Source organism: Achromobacter sp. NCFB-sbj8-Ac1-l (genome assembly GCF_052695805.1).
The window spans coordinates 5807958-5822804 of record NZ_CP199812.1 but is presented as its reverse complement, the minus strand read 5'-3'; the positions used below and the strand labels follow the sequence as shown (position 1 = coordinate 5822804).

The 14847-nt window shown below is 67.5% G+C and carries 12 protein-coding genes; 6 read left to right on the top strand and 6 right to left on the bottom strand.

Annotation, left to right across the window (positions count from 1 at the left end; genetic code table 11):
- The first annotated feature begins 25 nt into the window (after positions 1-25).
- Positions 26-853 carry an IclR family transcriptional regulator gene (locus ACUDP5_RS26710; RefSeq protein WP_263915662.1) on the top strand — a complete coding sequence of 276 codons (828 nt, stop codon included), beginning with the start codon at positions 26-28 and terminating at the stop codon, positions 851-853.
- A 933-nt stretch (positions 854-1786) separates the two neighbouring features.
- Here the strand turns inward: ACUDP5_RS26710 and dapA are convergent.
- Genes dapA through ACUDP5_RS26685 form a run of 5 tightly spaced genes read right to left on the bottom strand, consistent with a single transcriptional unit; the run spans position 1787 to position 8177 of the window.
- Positions 1787-2689: a 4-hydroxy-tetrahydrodipicolinate synthase gene (gene dapA, locus ACUDP5_RS26705; RefSeq protein WP_445657666.1), complete on the bottom strand. Its 903-nt coding sequence runs from the start codon at positions 2687-2689 to the stop codon at positions 1787-1789.
- Positions 2690-2726: 37 nt separating this feature from the next.
- On the bottom strand, positions 2727-4502 hold the full coding sequence (locus tag ACUDP5_RS26700; protein WP_445657665.1) for an ABC transporter permease subunit: 1776 nt from the start codon (positions 4500-4502) through the stop codon (positions 2727-2729).
- Positions 4503-4506: 4 nt separating this feature from the next.
- A complete protein-coding gene (locus tag ACUDP5_RS26695; protein WP_445657664.1) occupies positions 4507-5604 on the bottom strand; it encodes an ABC transporter ATP-binding protein in 1098 nt (365 codons plus the stop codon).
- 22 nt (positions 5605-5626) lie between these two features.
- The gene (locus ACUDP5_RS26690; protein WP_445657663.1) at positions 5627-6709 is read right to left on the bottom strand and encodes an ABC transporter substrate-binding protein; all 1083 of its coding nucleotides are present in this window, start codon (positions 6707-6709) and stop codon (positions 5627-5629) included.
- Positions 6710-6752: 43 nt separating this feature from the next.
- Complete coding sequence (locus tag ACUDP5_RS26685; protein ID WP_445657662.1) at positions 6753-8177, bottom strand: FAD-binding oxidoreductase; 1425 nt, start codon at positions 8175-8177, stop codon at positions 6753-6755.
- 220 nt (positions 8178-8397) lie between these two features.
- Here ACUDP5_RS26685 and ACUDP5_RS26680 point away from each other — a divergent pair, with 220 nt between their 5' ends.
- Together ACUDP5_RS26680 and proC are read left to right on the top strand one after the other, a co-directional pair.
- Complete coding sequence (locus ACUDP5_RS26680; protein WP_445657661.1) at positions 8398-9546, top strand: alpha-hydroxy acid oxidase; 1149 nt, start codon at positions 8398-8400, stop codon at positions 9544-9546.
- 18 nt (positions 9547-9564) lie between these two features.
- Positions 9565-10371, top strand: a complete 807-nt coding sequence (gene proC, locus ACUDP5_RS26675) for a pyrroline-5-carboxylate reductase (protein WP_445657660.1) — start codon at positions 9565-9567, stop codon at positions 10369-10371.
- 10 nt (positions 10372-10381) lie between these two features.
- Here the strand turns inward: proC and ACUDP5_RS26670 are convergent, their stop codons facing one another.
- Positions 10382-11827 (bottom strand): MFS transporter, encoded by a 1446-nt coding sequence (locus ACUDP5_RS26670; protein ID WP_445657659.1) that lies wholly within the window; start codon positions 11825-11827, stop codon positions 10382-10384.
- 95 nt (positions 11828-11922) lie between these two features.
- Here ACUDP5_RS26670 and ACUDP5_RS26665 point away from each other — a divergent pair, with 95 nt between their 5' ends.
- The 3 genes from ACUDP5_RS26665 to ACUDP5_RS26655 all read left to right on the top strand — a co-directional run bounded on the left by ACUDP5_RS26665 (position 11923) and on the right by ACUDP5_RS26655 (position 14845).
- On the top strand, positions 11923-12909 hold the full coding sequence (locus ACUDP5_RS26665; RefSeq protein ID WP_445657658.1) for a helix-turn-helix transcriptional regulator: 987 nt from the start codon (positions 11923-11925) through the stop codon (positions 12907-12909).
- Positions 12910-12960: 51 nt separating this feature from the next.
- Positions 12961-13857: a DMT family transporter gene (locus ACUDP5_RS26660; RefSeq protein WP_445657657.1), complete on the top strand. Its 897-nt coding sequence runs from the start codon at positions 12961-12963 to the stop codon at positions 13855-13857.
- Between the two features lie 322 nt (positions 13858-14179).
- The gene (locus ACUDP5_RS26655) at positions 14180-14845 is read left to right on the top strand and encodes a PadR family transcriptional regulator (RefSeq protein ID WP_263909199.1); all 666 of its coding nucleotides are present in this window, start codon (positions 14180-14182) and stop codon (positions 14843-14845) included.
- Positions 14846-14847 lie beyond the last annotated feature (2 nt).

Genomic DNA, 14847 nt, shown 5'->3' with positions numbered 1-14847 from the left:
TCCTTCACTGAATAGGCTGTTTCCCGTGCCCAACCGCAAGCCCGACGATACGGACAAGACGCAGGCAACGACCGAAACCCGGTCTTCGCTATTCGTAGGCTCTACCGAAAAAGCCTTCCAGGTGCTGCACGCCTTCGACGGCCCGAAGCGCCACATGACGCTGGCCGACATCGCCCGCGCATCGGGCCTGGACCGCAGCGCGACGCAACGCCTGGTGTACACGCTTGAAACGCTGGGCTATCTGCGCCGCATTCCCGATACGCGCAATTACGGCCTGACGCCGAAGGTGCTGCAATTCTCGTACAACTATGTGCGCGCGAACGAGCTGATCGACAAGGCGTCCCCCTACCTGCTGGACATCAGCCGCACGCTGGGTGAAACGACGAACCTGCAAGAGCTGGACGGCCACGAAATCGTGTTCGTGGCCCGCTTCCCCGGCCACCACCTGGTCAACGTGGACATCGCCGTAGGCAGCCGCCTGCCCGCCTATTTCACCGCCTCGGGCACGGCCATCCTGTCGCGCCTGTCAGACGAACAGCGCCGCGAAATCCTGTCCCAAACCCGCCTGGACCCCATCACCCCCTACACAGAGGTGAACCCGGACAAGCTGCTGGAACGCGCGCAGCGCGTGGCCGAGAAGGGTTACGCAATCATCGTGAACGAAACGGTGCTTGGGGATATTTCGGTGGCGGCGCCGGTGATCGATCATCGGGGGTTGGCGGTGGCTGCTATCAATATTTCTGTGCCGACGACGCGGTGGACGGTGGCAAGAGTCGAGGCTGAATTGGCGCAGCATGTGCAGGTGGCGGCGACTTCTATTTCGAAGTCTAAGTTTTCGGCTTATTCGCGGTAGTTGTGGGTCTTGGTTTGTTGAATTGATCTTCGTGGGTCGCCCGTCGTGCAGGGCTTCGTGGCAGCGGGCGCCCACGATTGCGGTCCGGCGCGCCGGCGCCGGACTTCCCCTTCGTCATCCTCGTACGCCTTCGGCTCCCTACGGATTCCCTCGGGCGCATCGAGGTTGCCCGCTGCCACGAAGCCCTGCACGACGGGCTACGCGCGTCTGGGTTCGTTGCGTCGCTAGACCTGTGGTCAGGGCATGAAATCTACAGGGCCGCCAAGCCGCGGCCGCGCGGGCGGCCACGTTTGGCATTGCGTTGGTGGAATGTGTTGCGGGTGCGCTTCGCGCTGTTGGAGATTGGTTTTCTAATGGTTCGCAGTCAGGGGGGAGGGGGCGGTGATGGGCGGCGCGAGCAGGCACTGGCTTGCGCATGCTGGCTGTCTCGCGCGCCGCCCATCAGGCGCTGCACATTGATGTCAACGCCACGGCATCCGCGCCGCTACAGGCCAACAGCATTTCTGATGCCACGTGCTCCGCTCACACGCAAGAGCGACATCCTGACAGCACCAACATCACTACCTACACGCGAGAGCGTCATCGGCGCACGCAAGACGCCGCGTAAGCTTCGTAAGGCCGCCCGCGCGGCCGGCACGAAGCGGGCACCGTCCCACCCCGCCCACCCCCCTCTGACCGTGGCTAACATGCCAAGCACACCGACCGCCCCAGGGTCCGCCATTAAGTCGCATCAAGAGCGCGTGGCGGTGTCGGGGTGGGGTGGGCGGGGCGTGTAGATGCGCCCGAGGGAATCCGTAGGGAGCCGAAGGCGGGCGAGGATGACGACGGGGCAGTCCGGAGCGAAGGCTCCGGACCGCAATCGTAGCCCCGCCCACCCCACCCCGACACCGTCACGCGCGGCTTAAGAACTCAATTCTTCAAACACTCAATTCTTCAAACGCCCTCAAACTCCACCAACAACGGCTTCAACACAACCCGCAGCGCTTCCTGCAACTCAGCCCCCGGCTCCACCAAAGGATCCAAAACACAAGGAGAATCGACGCCGATAAGATCCATCACAGACTTCATCGGTCCAGGATTCGTCTCCGCGAATGCCAGGTTCATCAGGGGGATCAGGCGGCGGTGCAGCAGCATGGCGGGTTGGGTTTGGCCGGCCGCGGCCAGGTCGTAGACCTGGCGCCAGGCCTTGGGCAGCAGGCTTGCCGTCACCACGATGCCGCCGCGGGCGCCGGCGGCCAGGTGGACGGGGAGCAGCGTATCTTCGCCGCTGAAGACGGCGAACGAATCGTCTACGCCTGCCACCGTGCGCAGGAAGTGGTACATGTCCGTGTTGCAGGCCTTCATCCCGATGATGTTCGGGTGGCGCGACAGCTCGTGCAATACCTCCGGGGCAATCGCGATGCGCGTGCGGTACGGAATTTCGTAGATCATGATCGGCAGCGGCGAGGCGTCTGCGTAGCGCAGGAAATACTCGCGGATGCCGGCTTGCGTCGGTGTCGTGTAGTAGGGCGTCAGCACCATCAGTGCGTCCGCGCCTGCGTCGGCGAATTCCTGGCCGGCTTGCAGTGCGTCGTGGAAGCCGGGGTCCAGTACGCCGGGGATCACCGGCACGCGGCCGGCGACGGCGTCTACGGTCAGCTTGCACATGCGGATGCGTTCGGCGCGGGCCAGCGCGCCGTATTCGCCCGTGCCGCCCAGCGGCACGATGCCGTCGATGCCTTGCTTGAGCAGATAGGCGATCAGCGCCTGGGCGGCCGGGGCGTTGATCGTGTCGTCGGCGTTGACCGGGGTGGGGATCGCGGGGAACACGCCGCGCAGTTGGCTTGCATTCAACATGGAATAGATCCTGATAAAAGGGAAACGGCGCCGCGTGTCAGCCCGCCAGGCTGCGGCGGCGCAGCCGGTCGGCGAGCCAGATCAGCGCGGCGATGAAAATGAACAGGCAGGTCGATACCGCGGCGATCACGGGCGAGATTTGCAGCGTCACCTCGTCCCAGAACTGCTTGGGCAGGGTGGCGTTCAGGCCGCCCGAAGCGAACAGCGCAATCGTCAGCTCGTCGAACGACGTTGCAAACGCGAAGAGGAACGACGACATCAGGCCCGCGCCCAGGATCGGGAACGTCACGAATCGCAGCGTCGACCACGGGCCGGCGCCCAGGCTTTGGGCCGCCAGGTCCAGGCGCGTGTCGTAGTTGCGCAGCACTGCCATCATCGTGATCACCACGTACGGCACGGCCACCACCGTGTGGGCCAGGATCAGGCCGATCGTCGAGCCCACCAGGCCGACACGGGCAAAGAAATAGAACATGCCCACCGCGATGATCATGCGCGGCACCACGATGGGCGACAGCACGAAGGCCAGCATCGCGGACTTGCCGCGCATGTCGGCGCGCACCAGCAGGAAGGCCGCTGGCGTGCCGATCAGCATGGCCAGGAGGCCCGTGCCCACGCCCACGATCAGTGACCGCGTGATCGCCTGCATCCATACCGGCGATGTGAACATCTGCTCGTACCATTGCAGTGAAAAGCCCTTGGGCGGCCAGGTCAGGCCCGAACCCGAATCGAACGACAGCGGGATCATCAGGAACGCGGGGGCGGACAGGAAGGCCAGCACCGCCAGCACGATCCACCACAGCGTGCGGGACTGGCCGGTGCCGGACACCGAGCGGCGCAGGCGCTTGGGCAGCAGCGAGAACAGGCGGTCGGACAGCGCGGCCAGCACGTCCAGCAGCGCTTCGCCCGCGCGGCGCATCAGGCCGGGCTGGCTTGACGTACGAGGGCGCGATGCGCTGCCGCCGGTCATGGTCGACAGCCCCAGGATCTTGTCGTACAGGGCGAAGACCACCAGCACCACCACCAGCAGCAGCACCGACACCGCGCCGGCGAATTCCCAGTTCATGGTCTGCTGGACCTGGTCGATGATGATCTGCGTGATCATCGTTTCCTTGCGGCCGCCCAGCAGCGCAGGCGTGATGAAAAAGCCGATCGCGGTGACGAACACCATGATGGCCGCGGCGGCCACGCCGGGCATCGACAGCGGGAAATAGATCTTCCAGAACGCCGTGCCGGGGCGCGCGCCCAGGGTCGATGCGGCGCGCGGCAGGTTGCGGTCGATGTTCTCCATGACCGACAGCATCGTCAGCACCGCCAGCGGCATCAGCGCATGCACCATGCCGACCAGCACGCTGCCGAAGTTGTAGAGCAGGTTGGCCGGCGCATCCAGGATGCCCAGCGCCTGCAACAGCTGGTTGACCACGCCGTTGCGGCCCAGCAGCACGACCCAGGCGAAGGTGCGCACCAGGAAGCTGGTCCAGAACGACAGCAGCACCCAGAACAGCAGCGAGGTCTTGCGCCGGGCCGACAGGCTGGAGATCAGGTAGGCGACCGGGTAGCCGGCCACCACCGCAAAGAACGTCGTCCACAGCGAGATCTTCAGCGTGATCAGCAGCACGTTGACGTACACCGACGACTCGAACAGCCGGTGGTACTGCGCCAGCGTGAAGCCCTGGTCGCCGTAGAAGCTGAGCAGCAGCAACTGGCCGACCGGATAGATCAGCAGCACCAGCAGCAGGATCACCAGCGGTGCGGCCATCAGGAAATGGCGGCGGCCCTGGCTCATGCGCTTGCGGGGAGGGGCGAGGGGGCTCATGCCGTCACTCCGCGATGGCGACCGCGTCGGCGGCCTGCCAGCTGACCGACAAGGGCTGGCCGATGGCGTATTGCTCGGCCTCTCGGCGGGTGGGGTAGGCCACCACGATCGGGGCGCCGTCGGGCACGCCCGAATCGAGGTACAGCTTGGTCAGGCTGCCCGTCACCATCACGTCGAGCAGCTTGCCGGTCAGGGCCGGGCCGTTGGGGCCGGGGGCCGCGGCGGGGCCGGCTTGCAGGTTCTGCGGTCGCAACATCAGCGTGACCTTCTGGCCGACCTTGATGGCGGCGCCGTTGGACAGTGCCTGGCCGGTCACGCCCTGGTGCGCCAGCTTGACGGTCAGCGTGTCGCCATCCACCGCGGTGACTTCACCCGGCAGCAGGTTGGATTCGCCCAGGAAGTCGGCCACGAACAGCGTGCGCGGGCGGAAGTACAGGTCGGCCGGGGTGCCCAATTGTTCGATCGCGCCGCCGTTCATCAGGCAGATGCGGTCGGACATGGTCATGGCCTCTTCCTGGTCATGCGTCACGTAGACGATGGTCGTGCCCAGCTCGCGGTGGATGCGCTTGATCTCCAGCTGCATCTGGTCGCGCAGCTTCTTGTCCAGCGCGCCCAGCGGTTCGTCCATCAGGATGATCGCGGGGCGGTAGACCATGCAGCGCGCCAGGGCGATGCGCTGCTGCTGGCCGCCAGACAGTTCGCGGGGCAGCCGCGTGCCGACCTGCGGCAGCCGCACCATGTCCAGTGCTTCCTGGGCGCGGCGCTTCGCTTCGGCCGCCGGGATCTTGCGCATCTTCAGCGGAAACGCGATGTTCTCCAGGATGGTCATGTGCGGGAACAGCGCGTAGTTCTGGAACACCATGCCGATATCCCGCTCGTACGGCGCGCCGTAAGTGACGTCGTGGCCGTCGATCAGCACGCGGCCTTCGTCGGGCCGGGCCAGGCCGGCGATCAGGCTGAGCAGCGTGGTCTTGCCCGATCCGGACGGGCCCAGCAGGGTCAGGAATTCGCCGCGGGCGACGTCCAGGTGAGTGGGCGCCAGGGCGACGAAGTCGCCGTAGCGTTTGCCCAGGCCGGAGATTTGCAGATTGGAAGAAGACATGGTGTTCGGCGTATGCAGAGAATTACTTCAGGACCCAGCCGTTGAAGCGCTCGAGCACGTCGCGCTGCTTGTCCAGCCAGTACGCGGCGTTGATGTGCAGGCCGGTCTTGATGTTGTCGGGATGGGTGGGGCAGTTGCGCGCCACGTCGGCCTTGATGAAATCAAACGCGGCGGGTTGGGTGACGCCGGCGGCGAAGTACTCGACCAGCGCGGCCTGGCGCTTGGGGTCGGACGCGAACTTGATGAATTCGCGGCAGGCGTCGGCGTTGGGCGTGCCCTTCAGGATGGACCAGTTGTCGCAGCCCCAGATGTTCTGGTCCCACACGATCTGCACGGGGGCGCCGTTGGCGATGGCCGATTGCGCGCGCGAGACCCAGGTGGCGATCATGTCGACCTCGCCCGAACCCAGCATCTGTTCGACCTGCGCGCCGGTGTTCCACCACACGTCGACCGACGGCTTGATCTTGTCCAGGCTGGCCAGGGCGCGGTCGACGTCGCAGGGGTAGACCTTGTCGGTGGGCACGCCGTCGGCCATCAGCGCTTCTTCGATGGTGTCGAACGGATGCTTGCGCAGGCCGCGGCGGCCGGGGATGTTCTTGACGTCCCAGAAGTCTGCCCACGACGCCGGCGCACGGCGGCCCTTGAAGGCGTCGGTGCGATACGCCAGCACCGTGGTGTAGACGTTGTTGCCCACGCCGTAGGGCGACATGTATTGCTTGGGAATCGTGGCCACGACCGGGTCGGATTCCAGGCCGTGCTTTTCCAGGTAGACCTTGTCGCCTTCGGTCAGCATCAGGATGGCGGGCTGGCTGATCTTGGCCATGTCCCAGGTGTAGTTGCCGGTGTCGACCATGCTGCGGATCTGCGCGGTGGGCTCGGCGTTGGCCTGCACGCCCACCACCTGGATGCCGGTGGCGTCGGTGAACGGCTTGTAGAACACGGCGCCATAGGCCTTGCTGTAGATGCCGCCGTCATCGCGCACGACGATGCGCTTGGAGGCCGCGCGCGACGGCGTCCAGATCATGGGCATGGTCAGGGCGGCGACGCCGGCGGCGGCGGTCTTGAGCGCGCTGCGGCGCGAGGCGTTGTACGTAGTGCGTTTCATGGAAGGCTCCAGCGGGGCGGGGACGGCGGACGGAAAGGGCGCTTCAGGGCAGAAAGCGGCCGGGATTGAAGAGGGCGGCGGGGTCGAAGCCGGCTTTCAGCGTGCGCATCATGTCCAGCTCGACCGGCGACTTGTAGTGCGCCATTTCGGCCAGCGACGTGCGGCCCACGCCATGCTCGGCGCTGAAGGTGCCGCCCAGCGCATCGGCGGCATCGTTGACGGCGCGGCGGATGGCGGCGGCCGTGGCGTCGCGCTCGGGCAGCGCGTTCCAGGCGTCGAACGTGAAGAACGGAATGAAGTGCACGTTGCCGTCGCCCAGGTGGGCCACGATCAGGATGGGCAGGCCAGGCACCAGGCGATGGACGGCTGCGGTGGCGTCGGCAATGAACTGCGGCACGCAGGAAACGGGCACCGCGCTGTCGGTGGTCAGGCCGACGCCGGCCTTCTTGTTGCCTTCGGACACGCTGTGGCGGACTTCCCAGAGCGCGGCGCGCTGGCTGTCGTTGGTGGCCAGCACGGCGTCGTGCAAGAGGCCTTGTTCAGAGGCCTGTTCCAGGATCTGCTGCAGCACGTCCTGCAGTTCGGGGCCGCTGCCGGTGTCCGACAGTTCCACCAGCACGTGCCACGGATGCGTGCCCGCCAGCGGATTCTTGCGGCCCGGCACATGCGCCATGACGATGTCCAGCTGGTTGCTGTCGATCATTTCGAAACCGGACAGGCGCGAAGCGCATTGCTGCTGGAACAGGCCCAGGATGTCCAGCGCGGCCTGCGGATCGGTCGGCGCCAGCCAGGCGACGGCGTGGCGGGCGGGCAGCGGGTGCAGCTTGAGCACCGCCGCGGTCACGATGCCCAGCGTGCCTTCGGAGCCGATGAACAGGTGCTTCAGATCAAAGCCGGTGTTGTTCTTGCGCAGCGCGGTCAGGCCGTGCCAGATCGTGCCGTCGGGCAGCACCACTTCCAGCCCCAGGATGTTGTCTCGCGTATTGCCGTAGCGCAGCACGCCGGTGCCGCCGGCATTGGTGGCGATGGTGCCGCCGATCTGGCACGAACCTTCGGCGCCCAGGCTGATGGGGTACAGGCGGCCGGCCTCGGCGGCCGCCTGCTGCACGGTGGCCAGCACGCAGCCGGCTTCGACTTCCATGGAGTTGTTGGCGGGGTCGATGCGGCGGATCTTGCGCAGGCGGGCCAGGTTGACGATGACGGGCGGCGGGCCCGCCGCATCGGGCACGGCGCCGCCGCACAGGCTGGTGTTGCCGCCTTGCGGCAGCACCGGGGTGGCGTGGACATTGCACAAGCGCACGATGTCGGCCACCTGCTGCGGGGTCCCCGGCAGCGCCACGCACAGGGCCGGGCCCTTGTAGCGGCCGCGCCAGTCTTCGGTGTAGCCGGCCATGTCGGCCTCGTTGCGCAGGATCGCGTCGGCGCCCAGGGCCTGGGTAAGCGCGTCGAGCAGGGCAGTGCTGGTCATGTCTGTCGTCCCATGGGGATCGGGGGGAAGGAAACCCGATCACGTTGAGACACAGCATACGATTACTTAAATCGCTTTTCGATTTGATTAATCGTATATCAATTGATTTTAGGGTATGTCCTAGGGTGGAAGGCCCGAATGGCGGTTTTTAAAATAATCGAAATACAATCGATACGTTCGATATGTAATTTAAACGGAATCCGGCCAACAAGGAAGAGCCATGCTGCCCAGCGTGATGGATTACCGGACGCAGGCGCGCAAGCGGCTGCCCCGGCTGGCGTTTGATTATCTGGAAGGCGGGGCCGAAGACGGCGCCACCCAGCGGCGCAATACGGCCGCCTATGGCGAGCTGGAATTCCAGCCCCAGGTGCTGGCGGACGTGAGCGACTGCCAACTGGGCACCACGGTGCTGGGCGCCGCCGCAGCCATGCCCGCGATCGTCGGGCCGACCGGCCTGAACGGCCTGTTCTGGCCCGACGCAGACGTGCACCTGGCGCGCGCCGCCCACCAGGCCGGCCTGCCGTTCGTGCTGTCCACCGCGTCGACCTCGCTGCTGGAAGACGTGCGCGCGGCCAGCGCGGGCGAACTCTGGCTGCAGCTCTACGTGCAGCGCGACCGCCGCATCGCCGAGCACCTGATGGACCGCGCCTGGCGCAGCGGCTACACCGTGCTGTTCCTGACCGTGGACGTGCCGGTGCACGGCAACCGCGACCACGACAAGCGCAACGGCTTCAAGCTGCCGCTGCGCCCATCCGGCCGCCTGTTGCTGGACCTGGCGGCGCACCCCGGCTGGTGCTGGCGCATGCTGCGCGGCGGCGGTCCGCAGCTGAAGAACCTGGCCGTCAGTTCCAACGCGCGCGAAGACATCACCGAGCAGGCCGGTGCGCTGAGCCGGCAGATGGATCTGGCGTTGACCTGGGACGACATCGATTGGCTGCGCCGCAGATGGCACGGGCGCATCGTCATCAAGGGCATCCAGACGCTGGCCGACGCGCGTCGCGCCCGGGCCCGCGGGGTCGATGGCATCGTGCTGTCCAACCATGGCGGCCGGCAGCTGGAAAGCGCCCCCTGCATGCTGGATGCCTTGCCCGAGGTGGCGGCTGAACTGGGGCATTCGCTTGAGATCCTGGTGGACGGCGGCGTGCGGCGCGGCAGCGATATCGCCAAGGCGGTGGCGCTGGGCGCGCGCGCCGTGCTGCTGGGCCGCGCACCGCTGTACGGATTGGCCGGTCGCGGGCCGCGTGGCGCGGGCGAGGTGCTGGCGATTCTGCGGACCGAGCTCGAGAACACATTGAGGCTGCTGGGGCGGGACCACATCGGCGCCCTGGACGGCGCCGCGGTGCGCCGGCGCCGCGCCATTTTCGATTGACCTGAGGAACGGAACATCATGCGCGAAAAGATTGTCTTCATCGGCGGCGGCAACATGGCCAGCGCCATCATCGACGGCTTGCTCGGACAAGGCCGCAAGCTCACCGACTTTCTGGTGGTGGAACCCTACGAACCCACTCGCGCCAGCCTGCTGGCGCGCGGCCTGGCGTGCCGCGAAAGCGTCGGCTCCGAACTGGCCGACGCAGCGTTGTGCGTGCTGGCAACCAAGCCCCAGGGTTTGCGTGAAGCCTGCACGCAGGTACAGGCGCACTTGCCGGCGCACGCCACCGTGGTCAGCATCGCGGCGGGCGTGAACCTGGCTTCCCTGTCGCAATGGCTGGGGGGCCATGCGCGTATCGTTCGCGCGATGCCCAACACGCCCGCCAAGGTGGGGCTGGGCATGACGGGCCTGTACGCCACCGCGGCTTGCGAAACGGCGCAGCGCGACCAGGTGGACAGCCTCTTCGCGGCGGTGGGCGAACGCATCTGGGTCGACACCGAAGCCATGATCGACGCGGTCACCGCCGTGACCGGCAGCGGCCCGGGCTACGTGTTTTATTTCATGGCGGCGCTGGAAAAGGCGGCGAGGGAGTTGGGCTTTGGCGCGGCCGATGCGCGGCGCCTGGCGGTGGCGGCGTTTCGCGGCGCGGCCGAACTGGCCGCGGGCGACGATGCGGCGCTGACCGAGTTGCAGGACCGCGTGACATCCAAGGGCGGCACCACCTACGCCGCGCTGACGCACCTGCGCGAGGCCGGCGTGGCGCAGGCCATCACCGAGGCGGCCTTGAAGGCCGAGCAGCGCGCACGGGAATTGTCGGCGGGGTAGGTCGACGGGGTCAGCGCTGGCGGCCCAGCCACGCCAACAGCAATACCGATGCCGCGATGGCGGCCACGTTGAATTGCATGGCGCTGGCGAACGCGTGCGCATAGCGATCGCCGACCGCAGCATCGGCATACGCATCCAGCGCGCCGCTGAACAGCATGCCTGCTGCGGATACGCCCAAGGCTGCGCCCACCTGCTGCAAGGTCGCGACCACGCCGGCGGCCATGCCGGCGTGGCGGTCTTCGACCAAGCCCAGCGCCAGGTTCACCAGCGGCGTGTTCACCGCGCCTTGCGCCGCACCGAGCCACACCAGCGCGGGCACCAGCGACCAGGGCGCCAGTGCGCCGCCCGCCGCCCCCACTTGCAGCATCAACGCCGCCGTCGCGCCGCCATACAGCACGGCGGCCACCAGGATCGCGCGCGTGCCGTAACGCGCCACCAGCCGCGGCGCCGCCATCGAGCCGGCCACGAAGCCCACGCTGGCCGGCGCGAACACCGTGCCCGCCGTCAGCGCGTCCACGCCCAGGCCGGTCTGCAAGAGCAGGGCGTAGCAAAGGAACATGGCGCTGGCGGTGGAAAACACCAGCGTCACCAGCAGGCAGCCCGCCGCAAAGCGCGGTTGCGTCAGCAAGGCCATGTCCACCAGCGGCGTGCGGCCTGCGGCAGCGGCGCGGCGCTGCAATTGCGTGAACCACGCCAGCAATGCGATCGACGCGACGCCCGCGGCCCAGGTCCACACGGGCCAATGGCGCGCGGGGCCTTCGACCAACGCCAGCAGCAGCAAGCCCAGGCCCAGGCCGACCAGCGCGGAACCCGGCCAGTCCATGCTGGCGCCCGCGGCATCGCGCGATTCGGGAATGTGACGGGCCAGCCGCCAGGCGATCAATCCTAGCGGGACGTTGACCAGGAAGATCGTGCGCCAAGCCAGCCCGAACAGATCGGCATGCACGATCCACCCGCCCAGCACCTGGCCCGCAATGGCGGCCAGCCCCAGTGTCATGCCGAGCAGGCCGAAGGCGCGGCGGCGCGCATGGCCGTCGTAGCTGACGCGGATCAGCGCATAGACCTGCGGAAACAGCATCGCCGCGGCCGCGCCTTGCAGCACGCGCGCGGCGATCAGCGCGTTGGCGCTGGGGGCCAGGCCGCACAGGGCAGACGCCAATGCAAAGCCCGCCATGCCCAGCATGAACAGGCGCCGCCGGCCATGCCGGTCGCCCAGCCGGCTGCCGGCAATCAACAGCACGCCATAGGCCAGCTCGTAGGCCACGATGATGAAGTTGATCTGCGCGAAGCTGGCGTCCAGCGTGGCCTGCATGCTGGGAATGGCGACGTTGACGACGAACAGGTCGAAGATGGTGATGAAGCCGCCGGACAGCAGCACGGCCAGGCCGAGCGGGCCGGGCGTGGCGGGTGATGATGCGGGGGCGGGGCAGGCGGCGGGCAGGGCGCTGGAAGACATGGATAGGCCAGGGGAAAGACGATTGGCGCTATTCTGGGCGGGTCCGCAGCCTTATACAATTTAGCTGTTTATGCTGTTACTGAAGGCAATAGCCGATGCCCCATTCCCGCAAGCCTGATCCCGTGATCGACGTGGCGCCTGTCGCCGCGTCGGTCTCCTCCTCCCGCGCCACATCGGTTGCCGCAGGCGGTGCGGCGGCGGCATCGGCTCCCCCGTCCGCGGCACGCCTGGACCGCACGCGCAGCGACCTGGCCGAATTCCTGCGCCTGCGTCGCGAACGCCTGAGTCCGGCGGCGTTGGGCCTGCCCGCCGGCGGGCGACGCCGCACGCCGGGCCTGCGGCGCGAAGAAGTGGCGGCCCTGGCCGGCGTGGGCCTGGCCTGGTACACCTGGTTCGAGCAAGGCCGCAACATCAGCGTGTCGGCGACGTTCCTGGAAAACCTGGCGCGCGTGCTGAAGCTGGATGCGGCCGAACGCCGCCACCTGTATCTCCTGGCGCATCAACGTCCGCCCGCCGAACCCGGCCGCACCTGGTGCACCGTGCCGCCGCAGGTACGCCGGCTGATGGACGACCTGCCGACGCGCCCCGCCTACATCCTGAACCTGCGCTGGGACGTGGTGGTGTGGAACGCCGCGGCCGAGCGCGTGTTCGGTTTTGGCGCGCAGGCTCCGGGGCGGCGCAATCTGCTGTGGATGCTGTTCACCGACCCCGCCATGCGGCAGTTGTTCGTCGACTGGCCGGCGCAGGCGCGCGCCATGTTGTCGACCTTCCGGCGCGACTTTGCGTCGGCCGCGGGCGTGCCCGACATCGCGGAGCTGGTCGACGAACTTGAGCGGGTGTCGCCGGACTTCAAGGCGTGGTGGCGCGAACACGATGTGCACGGCAACTGCATGGGCGTGCGCAGCCTGCACATCGGCCCGCTGGGCGACGTGGCCTTCGAGCATTCGACGTTGTCGGTCGACGAAAGCCGGCATCTGCGCCTGGTGGTGTACGCGCCCGCACCGGACGAACCGCAGGCCCGCGCCTTTGCGCAGTGGCTGGGGCGCAAGCCGGCGCGGCCCGCGCGTGGCTCCAGAGAATAAGCGCCGCGTGGGTCTACGGCGGGGGCGCGGCGCACTCCTATAGTCGGCGCCATGCCTGCCGAAAACCTCTCCCGCCGCCATGCCCTGACCCTGCTCGCCATCGTGGTATTGGCGTGGGGATTCACCTGGGTCGTCAGCAAACTGCTGCTGCAATACATGACGCCGATCTGGGCGGTGGCGGCGCGCAGCCTGGTCGGCACTGCCGCGTTGCTGATGCTGGGCCTGGCGTTGCGCCGGGTCGCATGGCCGGTCAAGGCCGACATTGCCGTGATCCTCAGCGTGGGCCTCTTGCACATGGGCGCCTTTGCCGCGCTGGTCAGCCTGGGGTTGCAATACGTGCCGGCGGGCCGCTCTGTGGTGCTGGCGTACACCACGCCGCTCTGGGTGATTCCCGCCGCGCGGCTGTTCCTGGGCGAGCCGATCGGACGCGGCCGCCAGGCGGGCCTGGCGCTGGGCCTGGCCGGACTGGCCGTCATCTTCAATCCCCTGGCATTCGACTGGCACGACGGCGACGCCGTGTTCGGCAACGGCCTGGTGCTGCTGGCCGCGCTGTGCTGGGCCGCCAACATCGTCTACGTGCGGGCGCATCGCTGGGTCACGCCGCCGTTTGAGCTGGCGTTCTGGCAGGCGCTGCTGGCGTCCGTGGTGCTGGCGGGGGTGGCGTGGGCGGCCGAAGGTACGCCACGCGTGGTCTGGAGCCCGGACCTGGGCTGGCTGCTGGGCTACGGCGGCGTGTTCGGCATTGCCGTGGCGTACTGGGCGGCGGTGAATGTGAACCGCTCGTTGCCTGCCGGCGTCACGTCCATCGGCTTGCTGGGCGTGCCGGTGGTGGGGCTGCTGTGTTCGGCGGCCATCCTGCACGAGCCGCTGAGTACGCCGCTGGTCGTGGGGATGGCGCTGATCGTGGCGGGTATCGCGGCCGGGGTGTTGGACAAGGGGCGTCGCTAGCGAGATTTGAAAAAGGCGCTTGACGCCGGGAAGTCGGGCTGTGTATCGTAAGATATATATCTTAAGATACATCGTAAGTCATATCCCAGATACCCAGCGAGGCCATGCCATGCGCCACTTCCACTTCCTGGCCGCGTTTTCACGCGGTCTTCGCCATGAATCCCGCGACGGCCACGGCCGCGGCGGCCACGGCGGCCGCCATCATCATGAACGCGGCAGTCACCATCACGAATACGCCGGGGGGGCGTATGCTGGCCATGGCCGGCATCACGATTACCCCGGCAGCCCATACGAACAGCCTGGCGCCCGTCACGCCCAGGACATGCCTGACGGCAATTTCTGCGAAGGCGGCCGTGGCCGTCATCGTCGCCATGCCGGGGGCGGCGGTGGCTGGTTTGGCGGCCCCTGGGGCGGCCGTGGCGGCGATGCCGACGACAGCTTCGGCGGCGATGGCCGCGGCTGGGGCCGTAGCCGCAAGGTGTCTGCCGATGACCTGCAACTGATGCTGCTCGGCCTTCTGGAACAGAACCCCAGTCATGGCTACGAGCTGATCAAGGCGCTTGGCGCACTGTCCAACGGCTTCTACACACCCAGCCCCGGCATGGTCTACCCCGCGTTGACCTACCTGGAAGAGCTGGGCTACGCCACCGTCGAACAGGAAGGCACCAAAAAGCGCTACCACCTGGCCGAGCCGGGCCGCGCCCACCTGCAAGCCAACCGCGAGCGCTTGTCGGTGATGTTCAACAAGCTCAAGCACGTGGCGCGCAAGATGGACTGGATGCGCCAGGCCTGGAGCGGCGAATCGCGCGCCGCGCCCGCGGACGACGAGAACGCCACCGGCTGGATCGACGAATTCGTCCATGCCCGCCAGGCGATCCGCCATGCGCTGCTGGAACGCACCGAGGCCTCGCCGGCCGAACAGCGCCGCATTGCCGCGATCCTGCGCCGCGCCACCGAGGAAATCACCGGCAAGAAGGACTGTGCCTGATT